The sequence below is a fragment of the Faecalibacterium faecis genome, assembly GCF_040096475.1.
Lineage (GTDB): Bacteria > Bacillota > Clostridia > Oscillospirales > Ruminococcaceae > Faecalibacterium > Faecalibacterium taiwanense.
On record NZ_JBBMEP010000022.1, the window covers coordinates 1 to 24660 of the forward strand.

Genomic DNA, 24660 nt, shown 5'->3' on the forward strand with positions numbered 1-24660 from the left:
TTTGCCCACGGCTGCGACCGGGTGGCTCTCATCCTGACCAAGCCCATCGGGCTGGTGAGTAGTGATGCCCGGGACAAGCATCTGGCACACCTGCTGCAGTCGCATTACCCCGCTGCAGCCGAGGGGCTGCGCCGCCGGGCATGGCGGTACAACACGGCTGTCCAGCGGGCGCGGGAGCTGGAGCGACAGGGCCTTGTCTGCATCATCGCTCCGGACAGCACCGAGGGAATGTCCACCCTGACCAAGAACCGCGCCAGCCTTGAAAAAATGTACGCCAAAGGCAAACAGGACGCCGAAGCGCTGGTGCGGTGGATGCAAAACACCAAACAAGATGAATCGGTGGGCACCTAGAGATGAAACCCGTTCACTTCCCTTGACAATATCCGCCCCGGACATTATACATATGATATGTACATACAGACAAAGGAGCCTGGAGCGGTATCGCTCTGGGCTTTTTGCATTTTGTTGTTCTGCTGCGGACAGATAGAGGGGGTCCGCAGCAGAGGAGTAGAAAACCTCCTTCCCGATTTCTGCAAAAGAAAAAGCTCACCTTCAATTTTAGAAAGTGAGCCATGTAAAGCCAAAATGGTAACAGTAAGTGTCGAGTTTCGTAGGTGAAAATTTTCACCTACCGTTTCACCTACAAAGAGCCGTTTTAGAGACAAAAAGATACCAAAAGTTACGTCAAAGTACACAAAGGCACTTTTATGGAATTATCAAATAGCCATAAAATTTCACAAGAAAAACGGGATTTCAAAATTAGCGACGTTCTCATAACCGCTTGGTCCCGGGTTCAAGTCCTGGCTGGCCCATAACAAAAAAGAGCACCCATCGGGGTGCTCTTTTTTGTTGCCAGTCAGGACTTGAACAAGGCGGCGACGCGAAGCGACGCAAGTAAAGCCCCGGTGGGGCTTTACTTAGCCTGCGGGTCCCAGCGCATAGGAATGTCAAATGGTGTCGGATGCCGTTCTGAGGGCCGCCAGGACTTGAACCCAAAACTTATAAAGTTCTCATTGCGGAATCCCTGCTCCCATGATATGATTAAACCAGCTTGGAGGAGGATATCATGCAGAATACAAATAACGAACTCGTGTCCGTCATTGTTCCGGTATATAAAGTAGAGCCCTATCTGGACCGGTGTGTCGCCAGCATTCTGGCCCAGACATATCCGAACCTTGAGGTGATCCTGGTCGATGATGGTTCTCCCGATAACTGCCCTGCACTCTGTGATGCATGGGCACAGCGGGACGCACGCATCAGGGTCATCCATAAGAAAAACGGCGGCCAATCCGATGCCCGGAATGTGGGACTGGATGCGGCATCCGGTGCGTACATCTCCTTTGTTGACAGCGATGATTACATTGCAGAAAATTTCATCGAGACCCTTTATGATCTGCTCCATGAGTACCACACCGATATTTCTGCCGTCCATTGGAAACTCGTCTATGCTGACGCGCCGGAGGTCCCTGCTCCGCTTTCTTCCCGAAACGTTACGCTCTTTCAAGGTGCTGATGCCATCCGGGAGCTTTTTACGGAGGATACCTACGCATGTTATGCATGGAATAAATTATGCAAACGGGAACTGTTTGACACCATCCGGTTTCCGGTCGGTCGCGTTATGGAAGATCTTGGCATTGCATACAAGATCCTGTTCGACGCAGGGCAGATCGTGTACTCGGACGAACCCCTGTATTACTATTATCAGCGCGATGGCAGCACTCTCCATACAGACTGTATAAAGTTCTTTCAGGACAGGCTTGCGATGGTCACAGAGCGTTATCTGTTTCTTGAAAAGCGGTACCCCGGCATGCTGGAAAACGATGCCTATTTTGTGGATATGGCCCTGAATGATTACCCGATCCTCTATCGTTCTGCCTTAGACCCTGAATCGGATCAGCTCATCCGCCATGCCTACCAAAAGAGCCGTTCCATTTTGTCCTTCTACAATAAAATGCGCTTTGCCTTTTTCAGCCGGAGCAAAGCCCTGTACTACTTTATCGAACGCCGCAACCGCAACCTTGCCCGCTACGATAACTGCTGAACCTCCTGCATTCCATTCCTTTCTGCGTAATTATAATAAAACAAAGAAGGAGCGTTTCCACGCGGGAACGCTCCTTCTTTGTTTACTATCATTTACACCATTTTGCAAACTCTTCGTCGGTGCACTTGACATAGTGGCTGCCGCTCACATGGTGATCGGTGCCCTTGTTGTAATCGATGCCGGAAGTGGCGTAGTCGTAGGTCTCAGCCACGCGGCGCTTCTCCACAACGGGGTTCGGCAGCGGGATGGCCGACAGCAGGCTGCGGGTGTAGGGGTGGATGGGATTCTCGAAGATCTCTTCGGTCGTACCCGTCTCCAGCAGGTGGCCCAGATGCAGCACTCCGATGCGGTCCGAGATGTACTTGACCATGGAAAGGTCATGCGCAATGAACAGGTAGGCCGTGCCGGTCTCCTGCTGGATATCCTTCATCAGGTTGACCACCTGCGCCTGAATGGACACGTCCAGCGCCGAGATGCACTCATCTGCGATGATGAGCTTGGGGTTCATGATGAGGGCGCGGGCAATGCCCACGCGCTGGCGCTGGCCGCCAGAGAACTGGTGAGGATAGCGCTCGGCATGTTCGGGCGCAAGGCCCACCTTGGCCAGAATTTTCTCCACCTTTTCGCGGCGCTCTTCGCGGGTCTTGTACATGTGGTGGATGTCCAGACCCTCGCCGATGATATCCTCCACCTTTTTGCGGGGGTTCAGGGACGCCATGGGGTCCTGAAAGATCATCTGCATCTGGGTGCGCAGCGTATCGTTCTGCACGCGGCTCAGCCTGCCGCTGATATCATGCCCATCAAAGGTGATCTTGCCGGCAGTGGGGTCATACAGGCGGATGACGCTGCGGCCGATGGTGGACTTGCCGGAACCGGACTCGCCCACCAGACCATAGGTCTCGCCGGGATAGATCTCAAAGCTGACATTGTCCACAGCCTTGACGGTATAGCTCTTGCTCACGCGGAAATACTGCTTCAGGCCCTCGACCTTCAGCAGCGGAGCAGCATTCTGTCCTGCCATTTATTCCGCCTCCTTGATCTTTTCTGCCTCGGCACGCATGCGGGCGATGCGCTGAGCAAGCTCAGGCGGCATGTCCACCTTGGGTGCGCGGGGGTCCAGCAGCCATGTAGCTGCATAGTGGGTGTCGCTGATCTTGAACATGGGCGGGTCCACTTCGTCGTCGATGTTCAGGGCAAAGTGGTTGCGCGGTGCAAAGGCATCGCCCTGCTTCTCATGCAGCAGGTTCGGCGGCGAACCCGGAATGGTGTACAGACGGTCGTCTGCGGTGTCCAGATCGGGCATGGCGGAAAGCAGGCCCCATGTGTAGGGGTGGCGCGGCTCGTAGAAGATCTCGTCGATGGTGCCGGTCTCCACGATTTTGCCTGCGTACATCACGTCCACATAATCGGCCACCTTTGCCACAACGCCCAGATCGTGGGTGATGTAAATGACAGAGATGCCGCGCTCACGCTGGATGCTGCGGATCAGCTCCAGAATTTTGGCCTGAATGGTCACATCCAGTGCCGTGGTGGGCTCGTCACAGATCAGCAGGTCGGGGTCGCAGGCCAGTGCAATGGCAATGACCACGCGCTGGCGCATACCGCCGGACAGCTGGTGCGGGTAGCTCTTCATGCGCTTTTCGGCATCGGTGATGCCCACCTCTTCCAGCAGCTGCACAGCCTTTTTGTAGGCGGCATCCTTGGGCATCTTGTAGTGCCACAGCATGCCCTCCATGATCTGCTTGCCGATGGGCATGGTGGGGTCAAGGCTGGTCATGGGGTCCTGGAACACCATGGCGATGCGCTTGCCGTTGATGTGGCGGCGGATCCACTTTTTGTCCTTCTGCAGCAGATCCACCGTCTCGGGGCTGCCATCAGCGTGATGGTAGCTGAACTGGATGGAGCCGCTGTTCACAATGGCGTTCTGTGCCAGAATGCCCATGGCGGCTTTCATGGTAACGGACTTGCCGGAGCCGGATTCGCCCACCAGCGCCACTGTTTCGCCCTTGTACAGGTCGATGTTCACGCCGCGGATGGCGTGCACCGGGCCTGCGGTGGTCTTAAAGGTGATATCAAGGTCTCGCACCGACAAGACCTGTTCTTTTTTCTTTTCAGGCATGGGGTGTTCCTCCTTACATACTCTTCATCTTGGGGTCCAGCGCCTCGCGCAGGCCGTCGGCCACGAGGTTGAAGCTCATCATCAGCAGGCTCATGACCACCATCGGCGGGATGATCTGATAAGGATGGGTGGTGAAGCTGTTGTACAGCTCGCTGATCAGAGAACCCAGCGAGCACTGCGGCACCGGGATGCCCAGACCCACAAAGGACAGGAATGCCTCGGTGAAAATTGCGGTGGGGATGCTGAACATGACCTGCGTGATGATGGGTCCGATGATGTTGGGCAGCACTTCCTTGAAGATGATGAAGAAGCTGCCTGCGCCCAGCGTACGGGAGGCCAGCACGAACTCCTGATCCTTCAGCTTGAGCATCTCAGCGCGGGCAATGCGGCTCATGCCCACCCACTCGGTGAGCATCAGGGCAAAGATAATGGTGATCATGCCGGGCTTGAGCACCAGCAGAAGCAGCGTGACGATCACCAGACGGGGGATGCCGTTGGCAACTTCCAGGAAACGCTGCATCATCATATCCACCTTGCCGCCAAAGTAGCCGGAGATCAGGCCGTAGCTCATGCCGATGACCATATCGATGATGGCGGCGGCAACCGCGATGATCAGGGACACGCGGGCACCCTCCCAGGTACGGGTCCAGATATCGCGGCCATAGGTGTCGCTGCCGAACCAGTAGTAGACATCCTCCTTGCCCTTTTCCACATAGGCATTCACTGTCTTGGAACCGGTGGTGGTGCTCATTTTCTCGTCACCGTTGAAGATGCCGAAGTTTTCCAGCACCTGCACGCGGGGCGCAAAGTTTTTCTGGCTCAGCTCCTGACCGGAGTAGGTATACTCGTTCATGCCGGGGCCAAATGCCGCCAGCAGCACGATAAAGACAACGAGGATCAGGCCGAGCACCGCGCTCTTTTTGCGGAAGAAGCGCACCCGCACATCCTTCCAGAAGCTCTGTGCGGCAAAGTTCGAGTCCATTGCGATCTCTGCGTCGTTATGCTTGAGCACAAAGTCCTTCTCGTTGAAGGTGTGCTCGGAATACATGGTATCCACTGCGCTGACGATGGCATCAGCCGTGGCTTCGCCGCCCAGGCGAATCGCTTTTTCTGCCATATCAGTCGTCCCCCTTTGCCAAGCGGATGCGCGGGTCGATGATGCCGTACAGCAGGTCAACGACCAGCATGATGCCAATGTACATGGCACTGTAGATGAAGCTCAGGCTGATGACCACATTGTAGTCGTTGGACTGGATGGCCGTCACCAGCAGGCTGCCCACACCGGGAATGGCGAAGATCTTCTCCACCACCAGCGAGCCGGTCATCAGGTCCACGATCAGCGGGGCCAGCACGGTGATAATGGGGATCAGCGCGTTGCGCAGCGCGTGGCGGAAGATCAGCGCCGGGCCGGAAATGCCCTTGCTCTCGGCCAGCAGCATATAATCGGAGTCCAGAACCTCGATCATTTCACTGCGGGTAAAGCGGGCAATGGAAGCCATGGTGAACATGGACAGCGAGATGCTGGGCAGCACACTGGAGCCGAACACGTCCTTTGCGGAGAACAGCATGGGGAACCACTTGAGCTTGAAGCCAAAGGTATAGCTCAGGGCCAGTGCGATCACGTAAGACGGCACCGACACGCCGATGACCGAGATGATGGTGGCCAGAGTGTCGAAGATGGTGTCCCGCTTGAGGGCTGCAATGATGCCGAGCACAAGGCCCACGATGGCACCCAGTGTAACAGCCATGCCGCCCACACGGATGGAAATGGGCAGACGAGACTGGATCAGCTGGGAGATGGGCGTGTTCTTGGAGATATTGTAGCTGACGCCGAAGTCACCGCGCAGCATGTTGGTCACATAGCGGAAGAACTGTACATAGATGGGCTGATCCAGACCGTACTTTGCGTACAGGGATGCGCGCATTTCCGGCGTCAGCTTTTCATCGTTGAAGGGCGAACCGGGCATCAGCTGCATGAGGATGAACAACACCAGCAGGATGGCCAGCAGCGTAAACAACGAAGTGATGATACGCTTGAGCGTGTATTTTTTCACGTTGGGTAGACCCCCTTAAAGTTTCTTCTTCTCCCTGCTCAAGACAGGGCGGCTTTTTCTGCCGCGGTCATCCGTGCGCCGGACGCGGACAGTGCAAAAGCCAAAAAGTCGCACAGCGGCAATCACGCTGCCACTGTGCGGCATTTCAGTTCTCGATCAGGATCAGACGCTCTTCTTTGCGTCCTTGAAGACGCGGTTCAGAGCAACCGGGTGGAAGTCCACGCCGGTCACGGCAGAAGAGATCATCTCGGCGTTGCACTGACCATACAGCGGGAAGATGGCGGCCTGCTCCAGCACGATGGACTCAGCGTCATACATGGCTTCCCAGCGGCCCTCGGGATCGGTGCACAGACCGCCGGTGGTGCACTCTGCGATGACGGCATCGTAGTCAGCATCGCTCCACAGACCGTAGTTGTTGGAGTTGCCGGTGACCCACATGCCCAGATAGGTCATGGGATCGGCGTAGTCGGGGCCCCAGCGGGTCAGGCCGATCTCAAAGTTGCCGTCCTGCATATCCTGCACGCGCTGCTTCTTGGGCTCCACCTTCAGCTCCAGAGTAAAGCCGGGCAGAGTGGTCTGCAGCTGCTCCTGAACGACCTGAGCGACCTTCTGAGGAGCATCGTCGGCATCGACGACCATGGTGAAGGAGAAGGAATCCTTGCCCAGCTCAGCCTTGGCCTGCTCGTAGTACTCTGCAGCCTTGTCGGGATCGTATGCGCAGAACTCTGCAAACTTGGTCTGGTCGGCGCTGAAATCGCTGCCATCCGGGCCGGTGGCGAACTGTGCGGGCACTGCGGTGTAGGCGGGAGAAGAGCCGTCCTTCAGCACGTCATTGGTGATGGAATCACGATCCAGTGCAAAGGTGATGGCACGGCGCAGGTTCAGGTTTGCCAGCTCCGGCACAGCGTCCATGTTGGGGCTGATGTACCACAAGTAGCCGGCGCCCACGCTGGTGAACTCGGGGTCGTCCTTGACCTGCTCGACCTGCTCGCCGTTCAGCAGGGTGATATCCAGATCGCCGTTCTGATAGCTCATCAGAGCCTGCTGGCTGTCCTTGATGACCTGATAGTTCAGGCCGTCCAGCGCAATGCGGTCAGCATCGTAGTAGTCGGCGTTCTTCACCAGCTCAAAAGCGGTGGCGGCCGGCTCATAGCTGGTCAGCACGAATGCACCGTTGGACAGCACGGTGTCTGCGCTGGTGCCGTAGGTATCGCCGCAGCTCTCAAAGAACTTCTGGTTCATGGGGTAGAAGGTGGGGAAGTACATCAGGCTCAGGAAGTAGCTGACCGGAACGTTCAGCTCCACCTTCAGGGTCTTGTCGTCCACTGCGGTGATGCCCAGATCGGTGACGGGCTTGTCGCCTGCAATGATCTCGGCGGCGTTGACCACCTGACCGATATCGCTCAGCATGTAGGCATACTCGGAAGCGTTTGCGGGGTCAACAGCACGCTGCCAGCCAAACACGAAGTCTGCTGCGGTAACGGCATCGCCATTGGACCACTTTGCATCCTTCAGGTGGAAGGTGTAGGTCTTGCCGTCCTCGCTCAGCTCATAGCTCTCTGCCAGAGCCTCCACGGCTGCACCGTTCGCATCCATCTGCATCAGGCCGTCGGTGTAGTTGGCGATGACCTCAAAGGAGGTGCCGTCGGTAGCCAGCTGGGGGTCCAGAGACTGGACTTCGGTCTCCAGCATGACGTTCAGCACACCGCCCTCAGCAGAGGCGGCTGCACCAGAAGCAGCGGTGGAGCCGGAAGCAGCGGTGCTGGAAGAGCCGCCGCAGGCAGTCAGAGCCAGTGCAGCAGCCGATACGCCTGCAGCAGCCAGGAAGCTGCGGCGAGAAATACGACGATCGAATTTCATATTTTTTCCCTCTCTCTTACCTCAATGCTTTATTGAGGTAAAGCATTGAATGGTGAAAAATGCACAAAGGTTTTTTGCTCCTCCTCTGGAGCACTGCACACCTTTGTGCGATATCCGCATTATACGCTGTTCCGCCTGAAAAGGAAAGGCTTCCGGCTGTTTTTCTGTGCTTTGACCAATGGTCAGCAAAAATTTTGTTTTTGTTTTTGTGCAGTTTTGAAGATATACTGTAGTTGCACAAAATACAGTTTCGTGAAAACATGAGTTTTTTGTGTTTTTCGGGGAAACAGATGAAGAGATTTCACCTGCGTATTTTCATTTTTTGTGCATAAGTCGTACTTTCAACCTGTTTTTTGTGCACATACCAGACACAAAAAATCCCTGCTGAAAACGCACCGTTCTCAGCAGGGAAACACCGTTTTTTCGGTTTTTAGGCAAACATAGCCACTACGTAAGTCTCGCCGCCGTATTCAATGAACACCGCGCCCATCCGTGTGCAGCCTGCCGCATAGCTGCGCAGTGCGCTGCCCGCCTCGCTCAGCGGCGGAGCATACAGGTAGCCGGTAAAGCCCCATTCGTTGTTCATTGCAAGGCCGATCACCACGCCTCTGGGCAGGAACAGAAAGCTGGTGGAATGATCGATAAAATCGTACACATTCGTATCCAGCATGGCACCGGAGCCGGTGGTCATGGGCACCTTGCGTGTCAGCAGGCCGGACTGGGTGGTCAGCTGGGTGGAGTCCTCCACCAGCCAGTCTGCCAAACGGCTGGCTGCATCTTCCAGATCGGTATTATAGGTCAGGCTGGGGTCTACCTCTTTCATCAGGGCCTTGGCCTGTTCTGTATCCTTCTGCACCGTGCCGCCCATCAGTGCACTGCATCCGGCCAGCACCGCCAGTGCCAGTGCACCCGCCAGCAGGCAAGCCAGCCATTTTCTTGCATGTTTCATATAGTGGTTCTCCCCTTTCGGTCTGTTTTTCTCCATGATACCTTTTTTGCTGCCGGATTACAAGCAGAAAAAAGCTGCTGTGCATCTGCACGGCAGCTTTTTGGGCAAAACTTTATTTTGCGTACTCCACAGCGCGGCTCTCGCGGATCACATTGACCTTGATCTGGCCGGGGTAATCCAGCGTGTCCTCGATCTTCTTGGCAATGGAGCGTGCCAGCAGGATCACCTGATCATCGCTGATGACATCGGGCTTGACCATGATGCGCACTTCGCGGCCTGCCTGCACGGCAAAGGCCTGCTCCACGCCCTCAAAGCTGGAAGAGATCTCCTCCAGATTTTCCAGACGCTTGACGTAGCTTTCCACATTCTCGCGGCGGGCACCCGGGCGTGCAGCGCTGATGGCGTCGGCAGCCTGAATGATGAAGGCCAGCGGGGTCTTGGGTTCCACGTCGCCGTGGTGGGCCTCGATGGCATGGATGATCTGGGTATTTTCCTTGTACTTGCGGCAGATATCCACACCGATCTGCACATGGCTGCCCTCGATCTCATGATCCAGTGCCTTGCCGATATCATGCAGCAGACCGGCACGGCGTGCCATGGTCACATTCACACCCATCTCGCCTGCCAGCAGACCGGCCACCCATGCCACCTCCATGCTGTGGGTCAGGGCGTTCTGGCCAAAGCTGGTGCGGTACTTCAGTCGGCCGATCAGCTTGATGAGGTCCGGGTGCAGGCCATGGATGCCCAGCTCCATCACGGCACGCTCGCCCTCGCGCTTCATCTGCAGCTCCAGCTCGTGGCGGCACTTTTCCACCGTCTCCTCGATGCGGGCGGGGTGGATGCGGCCATCGCCGATCAGGCGTTCCAGCGTCATGCGGGCCACCTCGCGGCGGGTCTGGTCGAAGGAGGACAGGGTGATGGCCTCCGGGGTATCGTCGATGATCAGGTCCACACCGGTCGCGGTCTCCAGAGCGCGGATGTTGCGGCCCTCGCGGCCGATGATGCGGCCCTTCATTTCATCGCTGGGCAGCGGCACCACGCTGACGGTGGTCTCGCTGCAGTGGTCGGCAGCGCAGCGGCTGACGGCCTGACCGATCAGGTTGCGTGCGATGTTGTCGCAGTTCTCCTTCAGGTCGGTCTCATAGGCGGCAACGCGCACGGCCTTTTCGTGGGTCAGCTCCTCGTCCACCTTGTGCAGCAGCACCTCGCGGGCGTCCTCCTGACTCAGACCGGCCAGCGTTTCCAGCCGCTCCATCTCCTTGGCGCGCAGAGCGTCGATCTCGGCCAGACGCTCCTCGGCCTCAGCGGCGCGCTTTTTCAGCTCCTCTTCCTTCTTTTCCAGTACCTCGGTCTTGCGGTCGAGGGCGGTTTCCTTCTGGTCGATGCGGTTCTCCTGACGGCTGATCTCCGCACGGCGCTGTTTGATCTCCTTATCGGCTTCTGCCTTCTGGGCATCCACCTCGGCCTTCAGCTTGAAGGCCTCGTCCTTTGCTTCCAGAACCGCTTCCTTGCGTTTCTGTTCTGCGGTCTTGATCGCTTCGTTCACCAGACGGGTGGCCTCGGCTTCCGCGCTGCCGATCTGAGCTTCGGCGGTCTTTTTACGGTTGTTGTAACCAATAAAATAGCCTGCACCGATGCCCGCAGCAAGCGCGACGATCAAGATCACGATCCAGATGATCGTGGACATCGCATTTCACTCTCCTTTGTTAAAATTCAAAATTCTGAATCATAAGCAGGAGACGCTGTAGGGCAGGTGTAGGCTGCAAACATTTTTTATAAGTGAGCTTTCAATGCAAAAAGTGGCAACAAGACCACACGCGCGGCCAATGCCGCACGAACAGGCTGCAAGCTTTTCTATCTACAGTTCTATCTTATATAAAAACAGGCAGGCTCTGCCTGTAAGGGACACGGGTCACGGGAACGACCTGCACACAGCGTCTTTTATTCCATACTACTATTTATAGTACGAAACAATTGCCCGCTTGTCAAGAGGAAAACCCTGCCTCGCAGAACATTTTGTGCAGAAAACAGGGACAGTATCCACACCGGATGCCGTCCCCGTTCCCGTTTATTCCAGATACATCCTGCGCAGCCGCATCAGGCGCGCAGGGGTCAGGCCGTATTCGGCTTCCAGATAGTTCTCGGCGCTGCCGTATTTTGCGCGGATGGTGCGCAGCACAAAGGGTGCGGCTGCCGGGTCCACGCCCGCCTTGCGGTAATAGCGCATCCGGCAGGCCGGGTTTGCCGCGATCTCTTCGGCGTGCTCCGCCAGCACTGCGTCGATCTCAGCCTTGCGGCAGAGGTTCGTGCGCTCATAGTCCGCACAGATCGTCTCATCCGAAGCGCCCAGTGCCAGCAGAATGAGCATGGCCGCCACGCCGGTGCGGTCCTTGCCGGCCGAGCAGTGGAACAGGATGGGGGTCTCGCCTGCTTCCAGCGCACGGAACAGCTCCTTGAACGCCTTGTTGCCAAACAGCATCCGCTCGTACATAGCCTGCACGAAGGTGCTGCCGTCGGCGCTTTCTTCATAGCCCTTCATCAGGGCGGCGATATCATCCGGCGCAAAGGAGATCTCGTGGCCGTCCTCGGCGCACAGGCCGCAGATCTGCACCAGACGTGCACCGTCCGGTACGTAGTCCGGTTCTTTCTGCTCTTCCCCGCTGCTGCGCAGATCAAGGATCAGGCGCAGGCCCAGCGCGTCCAGCTTCGCGCGGTCGGCTTCACCGGTGAGCTTGCAGGTAGGGATGCCGCGCCAGATCTGGCCCCACTTGATATGCTTGCCCTCGTCGGCTTCGTAACCGCCCAGCTCCCGGAAGTTGGTGCCGCCGGCAAAATCCAGCTGGGTGCCGGGCACCGGGTGGGCCGGTGCAGCCTTTGCCGCAGCGCTGGACAGCACCGGGAAATTGTAGAACGGCTTTGCGGGCCGTCCGCGGCGGGGCGGCAGGCTGGCCGAACCGCCCAGCACCTCCATCAGGTAGCTGCGCAGCAGGTCGATGTAGGCAGAGGAATGATCCCGCCGCTGCACCAGTGAGACGCACAGCGGGGGCAGATCTTCCAGCAGCACATCCCGCACACGGTCCAGTTCCCGTCTGGCTCCCGGTTCATAGCGGGTCAGACAGGTGCAAAGCTGCTCCTGCACAAGATAATAGGCCTGATAAAAGCTGGGGCCGATCTCCGCATTCGGCGCAAAGCCCAACCGGGCGCAGGCCGACCACAGCGGGCTGAACAGATCCTGCCGCAAGCTGGGCAGCAGCACCCGCTGACCGCGCAGCTCTGCCAGCGGGATGCTCTCCTTATCCCAGAACGCGTGCCCCCGGGGCACCAGCAGGCAGGCAGGGTCTGCCCGCAGGGTGGTGCGGGCCAGTACCGGCGCAGCACAGCCCAGATCGATGACCAGACCCGCGTCCAGCTCCCCCTGCTCCACATCGTCCGCCACCGCATCGTTGTCCATCATGCGGAAGCGCATCTCCACATGGGGATACTGCTGGCGGAACTTGTCCAGCTGGGTCTCCAATCCGGGCAGGTAGTCCGGCACCAGCGACACGCTGATGCCGATGCGCACCGGCTGCGCCGACTGGATCTCGGCCCGCAGGGATGCCTGCATCTGCTGGAACTGTTCCACTACCGGCGCGGCATGGCGCTGCAGGCTCATGCCGCGGTCGGTAAGGGTGAGCTTGTGGTGGGCGCTGAGGAACAGCGGCCCGCACAGCTCGGCTTCCAGCGCAGAGATGCTCTGCCGCAGTGCCTGCCGTGACAAAAACAGCCGCTGTGCCGCGCGGCTGTAATTCATTTCATCGCACAATACCAGAAAGTAGTGCAGCTGGCGGATATCCATGGTTTCCTCCCTGAGAAAAGTATCGTATAAAGAATACCGCCTTTTTACGCGATTGTAAAGCCGTTGGCAGCAAAAAACTGCCGCACGGCATTGCACCGTGCGGCAGTCAGAGCGCGGAACGATCAGATCAGGCTCAGAGCTTCCTCGTCGCCCACCAGCGTGAAGTCCGGATGCATCTGCAGGATGCTTGCGGGCACCTCCGGAGTGACGGGGCCGAAGAATGCCTTCTTGACGATCTCGGCCTTGCCTGCGCCGTTTGCCACCATGAGCACCTTGCGTGCCTGCATGATAGTCTTGATGCCCATGGTATAAGCCTGCTTGGGCACCAGATCCACATTGCCGTCAAAGAAGCGCTTGTTTGCCTCAATGGTCTCGGCGGTCAGGTTCACACAGTGGGTCTCCAGCTCAAAGGCTTCGCCCGGCTCGTTGAAGCCGATGTGGCCGTCGTGGCCGATGCCCAGCAGCTGCAGGTCGATACCGCCCACAGCGTGGATGATCTGGTTGTACTTTGCGCAGGCATCCTCTGCATCGGGGTTGGTGCCGTCCGGCAGGTTGATCTTTGCAGGGTCGATGTTCACCTTGTCGAACAGGTTGCGGTGCATGAAGCTCCAGTAGCTTTCCGGGTGCTCCTTGGGCAGGCCGCGGTACTCGTCCAGATTGACGGTGGTCACCTCAGAAAAATCAATGTCGCCCTTGTTGTACCAGTCCACCAGCTGTGCATACGCGCCCACGGGGGTGCCGCCGGTCGCCAGACCCAGCACGCAGTTGGGCTTCATAATGACCTGTGCCGAAATGATATTGGCTGCCTTGCGGGACATATCCGCATAATCTTTTGCACGAATGATCTTCATTACAAACGACCTCACTTATCATCTTTTTTGCCGCTCTGCACGGGCTGCGCAGAGCACTTCTGCGTTTAGTTTATCACATTTCGCAGACAAGCGCCAGTCATCCCGGCCATCTTTTCGGTGTGTTTGCACAAAAAGATGCAAAGCCCCGCCGTTTGGGCCGGCATTTCCGGTCACGAACGCGCAAAAACGCCGCCGGGCGTTTCCACACCGGCGGCGCTGCATGTTGAAAGATCAGTTCCCGCTGCACAGGCCGCAGGCGGCACAGGCGGCGGGGGTGGCGGCACAGCCGCCAAGGGCGGTCTCGCGCAGCTCGGCGGGCAGGCGCTTGCCCACGGCGTACATGGCCTCCAGCATCTGGTCGAAGGGGATCAGCTGGCGGATGCCGCTCAGGGACAGTTCTGCTGCAATGAGGGCGTTGGCCACACCGGCAGCGTTGCGGTTCTGGCAGGGGTACTCCACCAGCCCGCCTACGGGGTCGCACACAAGGCCCAGCATGTTCATCAGCACGGTGGAAGCTGCATCCAGACACTGCTGCGGGTTGCCGCCCATCAGCTCCACGGCGGCAGAAGCAGCCATGGCAGACGCAATGCCCACCTCGGCCTGACAGCCGCCCACGGCACCGGCCACGGTGGCGTTGCGCATGGCAAGATAGCCCACGGCACCGGCGTTGAACAGGGCATCCACGATGCGCTGGTCGGAGATGCGGTAGCACTCCTGCAGGGCCAGCATCATGCCCGGCACCACGCCTGCAGAGCCTGCGGTGGGTGCAGCCACGATCAGGCCCATGGAAGCGTTCACTTCCAGCACGGCCATGGCGTAGGTCATGGCCTTCTGCAGCACGTCGCCGCAGATGTTTTTCTTCTTATTATAATGTGTTTCCAGCTTTTTGGCCTCGCCGCCAATGAGCCCGCCCATGGATTTGATGGGCTTTTTCAGCGGCTGGGTGGCAGAAGCGTGCATGATCTCCCATGCCTTTGCCATGCGGTGGTCCACAGCATCCCGGGGCACTTCGCCCAGCAGGCATTCCCGCTGGCGCATCACTTCCGAAATGGGCAGTTGGTTTTCCTCACACAGGTCCAGCAGCTCCTTGGCGGACTTGAAATCCATGTTCATCGCTCGTCCCTCCTTACGGCTGCACGACCATTACATCGTTGATGTTCGGGTTTGCCAGCAGCAGCTGATCCACACCCTCGGGCAGGCGCTCATCCGACTCCACGATGGTGTAAGCCGTGTGCCCCTTTTCCTCGCGGAACAGACGCATGAACGCGATGTTCACGCTGCGGTCGCTGAGGATCTTGGTGATGTGGGCCACCACGCCGGGCTTGTCCTTCTGCACCACGATGAGGGCATTGTACTCGCCGGTAAAGTCCACCTCCACGCCGTTGATCCGCACAATGCGCACCTTGCCGCCGCCAAGCGATTCACCGCGCACGGTCATCACCTGACCGGCCGCATTCTCCATGCGGATATCCACCGTGTTGGGGTGGATGTCGGTCTCCACCTCATTGGGGGTGAAGCTGTAGCCAAGGCCGCGGTCGGTGGCAATGGCAAAGGAATCCCGGATGCGGGTATCATCGGCCGAAAAGCCCATGATGCCGCCCAGCAGGGCGCGGTCGGTACCGTGGCCGTGGTAGGTTTTGGCAAAGGAGCCGTAGAGGGTAAAGTCCGCCCGCTTCAGCGGCGGGGCGATCATCTTCTGTGCCAGAAAGGCGATGATCTCTGCGCCTGCGGTGTGGGAGCTGGAAGGGCCGATCATGTTCGGGCCCAGAACATCAAAAACACTGATAAATGCCATGGGGTGTCACTCCTGTCAGGTCAAAAACCGCGCGCCGCGCATCAGACGCTTGCGCTGCTCTTGTTGATGAACTTCTGGTAGATGGTCTCCACGATCACGCCGATGGCGTTGTCGCCGGAGACGTTGCAGGCAGTGCCGAAGGAATCCTGAGTGATGTACAGAGCCACCATGATGGCGCAGATGGGGCCATTGGGGTCACCGGCCTCAGCGCCAAAGATCATGTACAGGAAGGGCAGAGCGGTCATGATGGAGCCGCCGGGAGCACCGGGAGAAGCCACCATGGCAACGCCCAGCGTCATGATGAAGGGCACCACGGTAGCAAGGCTGATGGGCAGCTGGTTCATCAGGCAGACGGCAGTTGCGCAGGCGGTAATGGTGATCATGGAGCCTGCCATGTGGATGTTGGCGCACAGAGGCACCACGAAGTTGCGGATCTGCTCGCTCACGCCGTCAGCCGCAGCGCACTGCAGGTTGACCGGGATGGTGGCTGCAGAGGACTGAGTGCCCAGAGCGGTGGTGTAGCCGGGGATCTGGTTGCGGATCATCTTGAAGGGGCTCTTGTGGCTCACAGCGCCTGCAACGCAGAACTGCAGGAAGATGCAGACCAGATGCATGATGATGACCACCAGGAACACCTTCCACAGGATGCCCAGAATGGCAAAGGTCTTGCCGGACTTGGTCATGTCGATGAAGGTGCCGCAGACGTACAGGGGCAGCAGCGGGATGATGACGCTGTGCAGCACCTGATCGATGATGCCGGAGAAGTCCTTCATGCCGTTGTAAAGTGTATCACCGATGGTCTTGCCGCGCAAGGTGGACAGGCACAGGCCCAGCACAAAGGCCAGCACCACGGCAGAGAGGGTGTCCAGCAGCGGAGGGATGGAAATGGAGATGTAGCTGGCCAGAGAGTTGTCAGCCGTGGCGGCGATCTGTTCCAGAGCGCCTTCGCTCATGAAGCTGGGGAACAGGTTTGCGGACACCAGATAGGATGCCGAGCCTGCGATCAGGGTGGAGCCGTAGGCCAGAGCCACCGTGATGAGCAGCAGCTTGCCTGCGCCGCTCTTCAGGTCGGCAATGCCCATGGTGACGTAGGCCACGATCATCAGCGGGATGACGAACTTCAGGAACGAGCTGAAGATGCTGGATGCCGTGACGACGACCCGGCAGAACCACACCGGGAAGAACTGGCCGATGATGATGCCCAGCACGATGGCGATGAGCAGCTTCGGCAGCAGTCCGAGCTTGAATTTTTTCTTTTCCATAAGAATAAAATCCTCCTTTTCCTATCCTGACCTTTGTGCAGCACCTGACAGCGCTCTCTCCGCCGCAGCCCGCACGGCCAGCCTTTCACGAAACGTCAAATTTTCACTTGACGTGTTGACACATTTAGTTTAACATAGACATATGCATGATTCAAATTCATAAAAATAAAGTTATGGTTTAAAAATCTTAATAGTAAGGGAGCTTTGCCATGGAAGTGCGCCAGTTGAACACCCTGATCCGTGCCGCCCAGTTCCAGAGCTTTTCCAAGGCAGCGGAAAGTCTGGGCTATTCCCAGTCTGCCGTTACCGTACAGATCAAAGCGCTGGAAGAAGAGCTGGGTGTGCGCCTGTTCGACCGCATGGGCAAGCGGGTGATCCTGACCGCACAGGGTCAGTGCTTTCTGGAATACGCCAACAGCATTCTGGATACCATCCACAACGCCCGCCGCGCCCTGAGCGAGGATGCCGAGCTGGAGGGCTGCCTGCACATCGGCACGCTGGAATCCCTCTGCTTTTTCCGTCTGCCCGGCCTGATGCATCAGTTCCGGGTGGAACACCCCAAAGTCAGCCTTCGGGTCACTACCGGCTCCCCGGAAGAGCTGATCGAAAAGATGGAGCGCGGCGAGGTGGACCTCATCTGCATTCTGGACGAGCCGCGCTACTCCAACAGCTGGCACAAATGCAACGAGATCCCGGAAGAGGTGGTGTTCGTGGCCTCCCCGGACATCGACCTCGGCCACCCCGGCCCGTACCGGGTGGCAGAGCTTCTGGACAAGCCCTTCTTCCTCACCGAACGCAACGCCAACTACCGCCGCACCTTTGACCGGTTTCTGGCTTCCCGCCAGATCGAGCTGACCCCCAGCCTTGAGATCAGCGATACCTCCTTTATCATCAAGATGCTGGAGCGTTCCTCCGGCATTTCCCTGCTGCCGCGCTTCGCTGTGGCCGAGCCTGCGTCCAGAGGAGATCTGCGCATTCTGGAGGTGTCAGACTTCCGGCTGACCATGTACCGCCAGATGTTCTACCACAAGGATAAATGCTGCACCCGGGAAATGGACGCCTTCATCCAGCTGGCCTCCGGGCCGGACCTTCCGCTTTTATAATACAGATAATACAGAAAGCAGCAGACCCCCGGACGGTAAACCGCCCGGGGGTCTGCTGTGCTGAGGAGATCCTAGGAATTTGCAAAGCATTGCGCAGACTGTGTGCAGGCACAGCCCCGCAGATGAGGATGATCAGGCAAAGAAGGAGATGATGAGTGCTACCAGGAAGCCCACACCGCCAACCAGAGTTTCCATGATGGTCCAGGTCTTGAGGGTGGTCTTTTCGTCCATGCCCACAAGGCTCTTCACCAGCCAGAAGCCGGAGTCGTTGAAGTGAGAGCACACGGTGGAGCCGCCGGCGATGGCAGCGGTGACACAGGCCAGGTACAGCGGACTCAGCTCGCTGAGGCCGGGCATGGCGGAGATGATGCCGGCTGCCATGGTCATAGCCACGGTAGCGGAACCCACCGAGATACGCACCAGAGCAGCCACGATGAAGGCCACCAGCACCAGCGGCAGGCTGGCGTTTGCCACGGCGTTGCCGATGACATCGCCCAGACCGGAGTTCTGCAGCATATAGCGCAGCACGCCGCCGCAGGCAGTGACCAGCAGGATCATACCGGTGGGCTCCAGAGACTTGGTCATGATCTTTTCCAGCTGGGCATTGTTATAGCCGTGACGGGTGCCCAGCAGATACATAGCAGCGATGGTAGCCAGCAGCAGCGCCATGAAGGGCTCGCCGAGGAAGGCCAGAACGGGCTGGATGCCAGCCAGAGCGGGCACCACTTTTGCCACAGAGTTTGCAATGATGAGGACCAGCGGGATCAGGATGATGCCCACGATGGTGCCAAACTTGGGCAGCTTGCTCTCGTCAATGTCTGCCTGCTGTGCAATGTGCTCGGGGACTTCAACCATGTACTTTTTGCCGCAGATGCTGCCCCAGATGGGACCGGCAGCGATCATGGCGAAGATGCCGCAGAAGATGCCGATGAGGATGACCCAGCCCAGATCAACGCCCAGCATGCTGGCCACCAGAACGGGGCCCGGCGTGGGAGGAATGAAGGCGTGGCCGACAGCCAGACCGGCCAGCAGAGGGATGACATAGTACAGGACCGAGCGCTTGGTGCGCTTTGCCAGAGAGAAGGCCAGCGGGATCAGGATGATCAGACCGGCATCAAAGAACACCGGCATGGCCACCACCAGACCTGTGATACCCAGCGCCCATGCGGCTTTTTCGTCGCCGAACTTGCGCACCATGGTCACGGCCAGCGTCTGTGCGCCGCCGGATTCTTCCAGAATGGCGCCGAACATGGAGCCAAGGCCCACCAGAAGAGCGATGCCCTTTAAGGTGTTGCCGATACCTTCGTTGACCGAGCCGATGATGTCAGACAGGGGCATACCGGCCATCAGGCCGATGCCCACCGCACCGATCAGGATGGAGATCATGGCGTGGACTTTGAACTTGATGATAAGGATGAGCAAAAGGATCAGTCCCGCCACCGCGGCGAACACGAGCCGTGCGGCGTCCGGGGTTGCAACAGCTGTCATAAACGTTTCCTCCATTTTTTGATGTTTTGTGTGCTTTGGGTCTTATTTCAGCGCCGTCCCCGCAGACGGACACCGGATTTCGATGGTTTTTTATAGACGAAGCAATATCCGCTTTTTTATTTTTGGCGTAACTTTATCCAGACCGTTCAGCAAAACAACGCTGAACAGTTAATTTTTGTTTTTGGTTTTTATCGCAAACGAAGCGTTTTTACTCCATGTATGCACCCTTCATGGGGCTGACAGCGTGCTGAGAGTAGAGCTTCAGCAGGCCCTTGGTGTACTTGGGAGCCTTGGGCTTCCAGTTGGCACGGCGCTGGGCAAGGATGGCCTCCATCTCTTCGGGGGTCTTTTCCTCACCGTTCACGCCCACGATGGCAAGCTGGCGGTTCGGCACATCGATGCGGATGAGATCGCCCTCTTCCACCAGAGCGATGGGGCCGCCCACAGCGGCCTCCGGGCTGACATGGCCAATGACCGGGCCGCGGCTTGCGCCGGAGAAGCGGCCGTCGGTGATGAGCGCCACGCTGGAAGCCAGCTTCGGGTCGGCGCAGATGGCCTCGCCGGTGTAGAACATCTCGGGCATGCCGCTGCCGCGGGGGCCTTCGTAACGGATGAAGATAGCATCTCCGGGCTGGACCTGCTTGTTCAGAACGGCACTGATGCACTCTTCCTCGCTGTCAAAGGGCCTTGCGCGCAGGGTGGCGTGGAACATGTTCTTGGGGCAGGCGGTGTGCTTGATGACACTGCCTTCCGGGGCTAGATTGCCCTTCAGGATGGCGATGCTGCCGTCGGTGCCCTTGGCATTGTCAAAGCTGTGGATGATATCCTCGCGGGTGACTTTGATGCCCAGGCCCTTGGTCTTTTCCTGCAGGATCTCGTCGCAGTGCTCGTAGAAGCCGTTCTTCTTCAGGTCTTCCAGGTTTTCGCCCAGCGTCTTGCCGGTGACAGTCATCACGTCCAGATGCAGCATGGACTTGATCTCTTCCATCACGCGGGGCACGCCGCCTGCATAGTAGAAGTACTGTGCGGGCCAGTCGCCGGAGGGACGGATGTTCAGCAGATAGTGTGCGCCGCGGTGCATCCGGTCAAAGGTGTCGGCATCGATCTCAAAGCCGAACTCGTGTGCAATGGCGGGCAGATGCATGGTGGCATTGGTGGAGCCGGAGATGGCGGCGTGCACCATGATGGCGTTTTCAAAGCTCTTCATGGTGACGATGTCCTTGGCCTTGATGCCCTCGGCCACCAGCTTCATCACCTGAACGCCGGCATCATAGGCGGCCTGCTTCAGCTCCGGGGCGGTGGCCGGCATCAGGGCGGTGCCGGGCAGCATCAGGCCCAGAGCCTCGGCCATGATCTGCATGGTAGAAGCGGTGCCCATAAAGGAGCAGGCACCGCAGCTGGGGCAGGCATTGTGCTTGTAGTAGTCCAGCTGCTCGTTGGGGATCACGCCCGTCTTTTCCCATGCGTCGAACTTGCCGATCTGTTCCAGTGTCAGCAGGTCGTTGATGGCGCAGGCGGGGTCGTTGACCACGTACTTCTTGGGCAGGGTGTGGGCTTCCATCACGCCGCCGGTGACCACGATGGCGCTCATATCCTTCAGGCGGCCAATGCTCATCAGCATGGCGGGCATGGACTTGTCGCAGCTGGCGATGAACACGCCGCCGTCGTACACGGTGGCGTTGGCCTGAGCTTCCACCAGATTCACGATGGCGTCACGGTGGGGCAGCGAGTAGTTGATGCCGTCGTGGCCCTGTGCGATGCCGTCGCACATATCGGTTGCAAAATAGCGTGCAGCCTTGCCGCCGTGGGTGTTGACTGCCTGTACAGCCTCCTTCACGAACTGATCCAGATGGGCGCTGCCGGGGTGGCTGTCGCCAAAGGTGCTCTCCACCATGATCTGGGGCTTTGCAAGGTCGTCCACCTTCCAGCCCATGCCGATCTTCAGCGGATCGTTTTCCGGTGCCAGTTTACGCACTGCCTGAGAACGCAGTTCCATGATCGTACCTCCAAAATACTCTTTTTTCTGCTTTGCAAATCGTCCTTTTGACTGTCGGACATCTTACATATTTATTTTAATCGAATCCCGCCTCGTTTGCAAGTTGTCGCAGTCAGAACCCACTTTATAACAATAACCAGCCCAGTTTTTCGTGCATATTGCTCTGAAATCTTGGATACATCATATAATCTAACCAGTTTTCCGACTTTTCTGTGTCATTCGTCTTAAAAAGTCATCAGACAACTTCAAGCATAAAAAGTTCCCGCACAGACCTTGCACTGTGCGGGAACGTAAAATGCGGCGGCGTCAGTTTTCCCATTCGCCGTCGTAAAGCTTTCGGATGCAGTTGCGGTTGAAGTTCAGGTGCATCACCATGGCAGACCGGGCGCCAATGGGGTCATGCCGGGCAATGGCTTCGGTGATCATGCGGTGGGTCAGGATGGTCTCCTCCGTCAGCTTTTTGTGGGTGACGTTCACGAACATCATGACCGCCGTATCAATAATGGGGATGAGCTGCTCCACCACCATGTTCTTGCTGCTCTCTGCGATGCAGGTATGGAATGCGATGTCGTCCTCAATGTACAGATCACCGCTGTGGATCTTGCTCTCCACCCGGTCGCACAGGCGCTGGATGCGCTCGATGTCCTCGTCGGAAGCGTTCAGCGCTGCCATCTCGGCCATGCCCGGTTCCAGCAGCAGGCGCACATTGACAAGATCCAGTGCCAGTGCGTTCTTGTCCTGCACGCTGCGCAGGTTCAGCGGGTCCGAAAGGCCCTTGGCGGTCGTGACCACATAGGTGCCGGAGCCCCGCCGCACCTCCACGATGCCCTTGCTGGAAAGCAGCTTCACGGCTTCGCGCACCGTGCTGCGGCCCACGCCGAACTTTTCGCCCAGTTCAAATTCATTGGGCAGCTTGGCTCCCGGCTCCAGCGGGGTATCCAGAATATAGTGGTAAATTTCGTCCTCCACCTGTTCGGCAAGGAGTTTGTTTTTCAGATGGGAAAATTCGCTCATGGTTGTTCCCTCCCCTGTTTTTTAATTTATTATAAGGCAGGGCAGCAGACAAAAGCAAGGGCTGTCCTCATTCACAGACAGCCCTTGCTTTTGGGTATTTTATTCGTTTGCGGCCTTTTCCAGCTCCGCTTCCTCTGCGGCGGCTTCGGCCTCCTCCTGCTTCTGGTACTCCAGGAAAGCCGACCACATGGGTTCGATGTCCTTGCCCTTCACCCGGCGGTCGAAGTAGTTGCGGGTGATGTCCACCACAGTGCCGGACAGCACCAGCACGCCGATCAGGTTCGGGATCATCATCAGACCGTTGAAAGTATCGGAAAGATCCCACGCAAGGCCCAGCTTCATGGTGGCACCCACCACGGTCATGCACACAAAGACCACCTTGTAGATGCGGCTGCCTGTGGTGCCGAAGAGATACTCCACGGCCTTGGTGCCGTAGTGGCTCCAGCCAAGCGTAGTGGAGTAGGCAAACAGCAGAATGGAAACAGCAATGAACTTGGGGCCAAAGTTGCCAAATGCGGCGGTGAAGGCCTGACCCACCAATGCGTTGTCCTGCACACCGGCCAGTACAGCGCCGCTCTGCAGGTCTACCACGCCGGTGGTCAGGATGACCAGAGCAGTGAGCGTGCAGACCACGATGGTATCGGCAAACACCTCAAACACGCCCCACATGCCCTGATGCACCGGCTCCTTGACGTTGGAAGCGGAGTTGACCATGACGGCAGAGCCGAGACCGGCTTCGTTGGAGAAGGCACCGCGCTTGAAGCCCCAGGTGATGGTCTGGCTGATGCCGTAGCCCAGCGCACCGCCGCCGGCGGCGTTCAGATTGAAAGCACCCTTGAAAATAGCCGCAAATGCCGCTGGGATGTTGCCCGCGTGCAGCACTACGATGATGAGCGCGCCTGCAATGTAGAACAGGGCCATGAGTGGCACCAGCTTTTCGGTAACAGCGGCAACGCGCTTCAAACCGCCAATGACGATAAGGGCCGTGACCACCATCAGGCACAGGCCGGTGACGAGGGTCGGTACGCCAAAAGCAGCGTTCATGTTGCCCGCGATGGAATTGATCTGGCTCATGTTGCCAATGCCGAAGGAAGCCAGAATGCAGAAACAGGCAAACAGCACTGCCAGCACCTTGCCCAGCTGTTTGCAGCCCTTCTTTGCGCCAAGACCATCGGTGAGGTAGTACATGGCACCGCCCGACCACTCGCCTTTTTCGTTTTTGCGGCGGTAGTACACGCCCAGCACATTCTCCGAAAAGCTGGTCATCATGCCAAGCAATGCCATGACCCACATCCAGAAGATGGCTCCCGGCCCACCGGAAACGATGGCCGTTGCCACACCCACGATGTTGCCGGTGCCGATGGTGCCCGCCAGCGCCGTGCACATGCTCTGGAACTGGCTGATGGCCATATCCTCCTTGCTGGTGTGCGCGGTGATGTCCTTGTTGGTGAAGATCGCGCCGATGGTATGCCGGAGCCAGTAGCCCATTTTGCGGAACTGGAAAAAGCCCGTGCGGGCGCTCATCCAGAAGCCGGTGCAGAACAGCAGTGCCAGACCAAACGGCCCCCACACCACGCCATTGATGGCATTGTTCACCTGCGTGATCATCTCGACCATTCTCTCTTTCCCCCTATACACAAAACAAAAGCGGACAGAACCCACCAAAGGCTCTGCCCGCAAAAATTCGGAGCGCTCTCATTTTCCGCCGCCGGGGTGCGCCGCATTCCCGGCTGCGCCCCATTGCGCAAAGACGATAGCTCTGTCCTTTTGCCTGAGAGATACAGCCGCTTTCCCTGCGGCCTTACACCTTCGGCACCCACTTTACAAGCGGGCTTCTCCAGAGTGCACGGTCTTTCTCCGCCGTGCACGTCTTTTTCAGTTCTTCTGGCGCACAGTTGTGCGCGATAGAAAGACTATACCATATTCTGTCCTTGTGCGCAAGACATTTTGTATATCATACGCTGCTTTTTCATCTGTTATGCCGACAGATGAATTTTGTTTTGGTATTACTTTTGTCCTCCCTCATCATAGCGCTGCCATAAATTTATTTTACTTTTCTTTTGGCTCCGCGCCTTCAAACCCCCGGGCTTTTCCATCCGGGCTGGCATCGCCGTTTTCTTTCGCGGTCTCATAAGAATCTGTGCCGTAATAGGCGCTGGCGGGGCCGATCTCCAGCCAGAAGTTCTCCCGTTCTTTCTCTGTGGTCGGTGCAGTCTCTTTTTTGTTTTTCATCTGCAAACGCCTCCTTTTCTGCATAAAGTCTTGCCTGCAGGCCAAAGCTTTATGCAAAGGA

General features: G+C 57.9%; 20 protein-coding genes and 1 riboswitch. Of the genes, 3 read left to right on the top strand and 17 right to left on the bottom strand.

The annotated features are described in order from the left end of the window. On the top strand, window positions 1-351 hold a 351-nt coding region (locus WMO17_RS10915; RefSeq protein WP_349138091.1), incomplete at its 5' end, for a DUF6363 domain-containing protein. A 715-nt stretch (window positions 352-1066) separates the two neighbouring features. Then, complete coding sequence (locus tag WMO17_RS10920) at window positions 1067-2041, top strand: glycosyltransferase family 2 protein (RefSeq protein WP_349138093.1); 975 nt, start codon at window positions 1067-1069, stop codon at window positions 2039-2041. 88 nt (window positions 2042-2129) lie between these two features. Here the strand turns inward: WMO17_RS10920 and WMO17_RS10925 are convergent, their stop codons facing one another. The 12 genes from WMO17_RS10925 to WMO17_RS10980 form a co-directional block, all read right to left on the bottom strand. Next, on the bottom strand, window positions 2130-3062 hold the full coding sequence (locus tag WMO17_RS10925) for an ABC transporter ATP-binding protein (protein WP_005936872.1): 933 nt from the start codon (window positions 3060-3062) through the stop codon (window positions 2130-2132). Further along, on the bottom strand, window positions 3063-4160 hold the full coding sequence (locus WMO17_RS10930) for an ABC transporter ATP-binding protein (protein WP_005936870.1): 1098 nt from the start codon (window positions 4158-4160) through the stop codon (window positions 3063-3065). 13 nt (window positions 4161-4173) lie between these two features. Then, complete coding sequence (locus tag WMO17_RS10935; RefSeq protein WP_005936868.1) at window positions 4174-5277, bottom strand: ABC transporter permease; 1104 nt, start codon at window positions 5275-5277, stop codon at window positions 4174-4176. A gap of 1 nt (window position 5278) precedes the next feature. Continuing rightward, entirely contained in the window at window positions 5279-6214 is a 936-nt protein-coding gene (locus WMO17_RS10940; RefSeq protein ID WP_005936865.1) for an ABC transporter permease, read from the bottom strand. A 162-nt stretch (window positions 6215-6376) separates the two neighbouring features. Beyond that, the gene (locus WMO17_RS10945; RefSeq protein ID WP_349138094.1) at window positions 6377-8074 is read right to left on the bottom strand and encodes a peptide ABC transporter substrate-binding protein; all 1698 of its coding nucleotides are present in this window, start codon (window positions 8072-8074) and stop codon (window positions 6377-6379) included. Between the two features lie 430 nt (window positions 8075-8504). Then, the gene (locus WMO17_RS10950) at window positions 8505-9023 is read right to left on the bottom strand and encodes a hypothetical protein (protein ID WP_097774148.1); all 519 of its coding nucleotides are present in this window, start codon (window positions 9021-9023) and stop codon (window positions 8505-8507) included. 112 nt (window positions 9024-9135) lie between these two features. Beyond that, a complete protein-coding gene (gene rny / locus WMO17_RS10955; protein ID WP_005936849.1) occupies window positions 9136-10710 on the bottom strand; it encodes a ribonuclease Y in 1575 nt (524 codons plus the stop codon). A gap of 381 nt (window positions 10711-11091) precedes the next feature. Beyond that, window positions 11092-12858, bottom strand: a complete 1767-nt coding sequence (locus tag WMO17_RS10960) for a tyrosine-protein phosphatase (RefSeq protein ID WP_349138096.1) — start codon at window positions 12856-12858, stop codon at window positions 11092-11094. A gap of 122 nt (window positions 12859-12980) precedes the next feature. After that, window positions 12981-13709, bottom strand: a complete 729-nt coding sequence (gene nagB / locus WMO17_RS10965) for a glucosamine-6-phosphate deaminase (RefSeq protein WP_005936840.1) — start codon at window positions 13707-13709, stop codon at window positions 12981-12983. A gap of 231 nt (window positions 13710-13940) precedes the next feature. Beyond that, window positions 13941-14822: an L-serine ammonia-lyase, iron-sulfur-dependent, subunit alpha gene (gene sdaAA, locus WMO17_RS10970; protein ID WP_435387700.1), complete on the bottom strand. Its 882-nt coding sequence runs from the start codon at window positions 14820-14822 to the stop codon at window positions 13941-13943. A gap of 13 nt (window positions 14823-14835) precedes the next feature. Continuing rightward, window positions 14836-15504: an L-serine ammonia-lyase, iron-sulfur-dependent subunit beta gene (sdaAB, locus tag WMO17_RS10975; protein ID WP_005936832.1), complete on the bottom strand. Its 669-nt coding sequence runs from the start codon at window positions 15502-15504 to the stop codon at window positions 14836-14838. Window positions 15505-15545: 41 nt separating this feature from the next. Next, window positions 15546-16766, bottom strand: a complete 1221-nt coding sequence (locus WMO17_RS10980) for a dicarboxylate/amino acid:cation symporter (RefSeq protein ID WP_349138098.1) — start codon at window positions 16764-16766, stop codon at window positions 15546-15548. Between the two features lie 209 nt (window positions 16767-16975). Between WMO17_RS10980 and WMO17_RS10985 the strand changes: the two genes are divergently transcribed. Then, the gene (locus WMO17_RS10985) at window positions 16976-17869 is read left to right on the top strand and encodes a LysR family transcriptional regulator (RefSeq protein ID WP_005936828.1); all 894 of its coding nucleotides are present in this window, start codon (window positions 16976-16978) and stop codon (window positions 17867-17869) included. Between the two features lie 132 nt (window positions 17870-18001). On the opposite strand, the gene WMO17_RS10990 is transcribed toward WMO17_RS10985, so the two are convergent. The 5 genes from WMO17_RS10990 to WMO17_RS11010 all read right to left on the bottom strand — a co-directional run bounded on the left by WMO17_RS10990 (window position 18002) and on the right by WMO17_RS11010 (window position 24599). Next, on the bottom strand, window positions 18002-19357 hold the full coding sequence (locus tag WMO17_RS10990; RefSeq protein ID WP_349138100.1) for a GntP family permease: 1356 nt from the start codon (window positions 19355-19357) through the stop codon (window positions 18002-18004). Window positions 19358-19565: 208 nt separating this feature from the next. Then, entirely contained in the window at window positions 19566-21347 is a 1782-nt protein-coding gene (gene ilvD, locus WMO17_RS10995) for a dihydroxy-acid dehydratase (RefSeq protein ID WP_435387701.1), read from the bottom strand. Window positions 21348-21659: 312 nt separating this feature from the next. Then, window positions 21660-22367, bottom strand: coding sequence for a FadR/GntR family transcriptional regulator (locus WMO17_RS11000; protein ID WP_349138101.1), 708 nt, complete (start codon window positions 22365-22367; stop codon window positions 21660-21662). 99 nt (window positions 22368-22466) lie between these two features. Continuing rightward, complete coding sequence (locus tag WMO17_RS11005) at window positions 22467-23984, bottom strand: alanine/glycine:cation symporter family protein (RefSeq protein WP_349138102.1); 1518 nt, start codon at window positions 23982-23984, stop codon at window positions 22467-22469. A gap of 132 nt (window positions 23985-24116) precedes the next feature. Continuing rightward, window positions 24117-24218: riboswitch (glycine riboswitch) on the bottom strand. A 198-nt stretch (window positions 24219-24416) separates the two neighbouring features. Further along, on the bottom strand, window positions 24417-24599 hold the full coding sequence (locus WMO17_RS11010; RefSeq protein WP_044953367.1) for a hypothetical protein: 183 nt from the start codon (window positions 24597-24599) through the stop codon (window positions 24417-24419). Window positions 24600-24660 lie beyond the last annotated feature (61 nt).

Bases quoted from the DNA above. Each gene is read 5' to 3' on its own strand.
- WMO17_RS10920 (WP_349138093.1), top strand. From the start codon at position 1,067: ATGCAGAATACAAATAACGAACTCGTGTCCGTCATTGTTCCGGTATAT.
- WMO17_RS10925 (WP_005936872.1), bottom strand. From the start codon at position 3,062: ATGGCAGGACAGAATGCTGCTCCGCTGCTGAAGGTCGAGGGCCTGAAG.
- WMO17_RS10930 (WP_005936870.1), bottom strand. From the start codon at position 4,160: ATGCCTGAAAAGAAAAAAGAACAGGTCTTGTCGGTGCGAGACCTTGAT.
- WMO17_RS10935 (WP_005936868.1), bottom strand. From the start codon at position 5,277: ATGGCAGAAAAAGCGATTCGCCTGGGCGGCGAAGCCACGGCTGATGCC.
- WMO17_RS10945 (WP_349138094.1), bottom strand. From the start codon at position 8,074: ATGAAATTCGATCGTCGTATTTCTCGCCGCAGCTTCCTGGCTGCTGCA.
- WMO17_RS10950 (WP_097774148.1), bottom strand. From the start codon at position 9,023: ATGAAACATGCAAGAAAATGGCTGGCTTGCCTGCTGGCGGGTGCACTG.
- rny (WP_005936849.1), bottom strand. From the start codon at position 10,710: ATGTCCACGATCATCTGGATCGTGATCTTGATCGTCGCGCTTGCTGCG.
- WMO17_RS10960 (WP_349138096.1), bottom strand. From the start codon at position 12,858: ATGGATATCCGCCAGCTGCACTACTTTCTGGTATTGTGCGATGAAATG.
- nagB (WP_005936840.1), bottom strand. From the start codon at position 13,709: ATGAAGATCATTCGTGCAAAAGATTATGCGGATATGTCCCGCAAGGCA.
- sdaAA (WP_435387700.1), bottom strand. From the start codon at position 14,822: ATGAACATGGATTTCAAGTCCGCCAAGGAGCTGCTGGACCTGTGTGAG.
- sdaAB (WP_005936832.1), bottom strand. From the start codon at position 15,504: ATGGCATTTATCAGTGTTTTTGATGTTCTGGGCCCGAACATGATCGGC.
- WMO17_RS10980 (WP_349138098.1), bottom strand. From the start codon at position 16,766: ATGGAAAAGAAAAAATTCAAGCTCGGACTGCTGCCGAAGCTGCTCATC.
- WMO17_RS10985 (WP_005936828.1), top strand. From the start codon at position 16,976: ATGGAAGTGCGCCAGTTGAACACCCTGATCCGTGCCGCCCAGTTCCAG.
- WMO17_RS10990 (WP_349138100.1), bottom strand. From the start codon at position 19,357: ATGACAGCTGTTGCAACCCCGGACGCCGCACGGCTCGTGTTCGCCGCG.
- WMO17_RS11000 (WP_349138101.1), bottom strand. From the start codon at position 22,367: ATGAGCGAATTTTCCCATCTGAAAAACAAACTCCTTGCCGAACAGGTG.
- WMO17_RS11005 (WP_349138102.1), bottom strand. From the start codon at position 23,984: ATGGTCGAGATGATCACGCAGGTGAACAATGCCATCAATGGCGTGGTG.
- WMO17_RS11010 (WP_044953367.1), bottom strand. From the start codon at position 24,599: ATGAAAAACAAAAAAGAGACTGCACCGACCACAGAGAAAGAACGGGAG.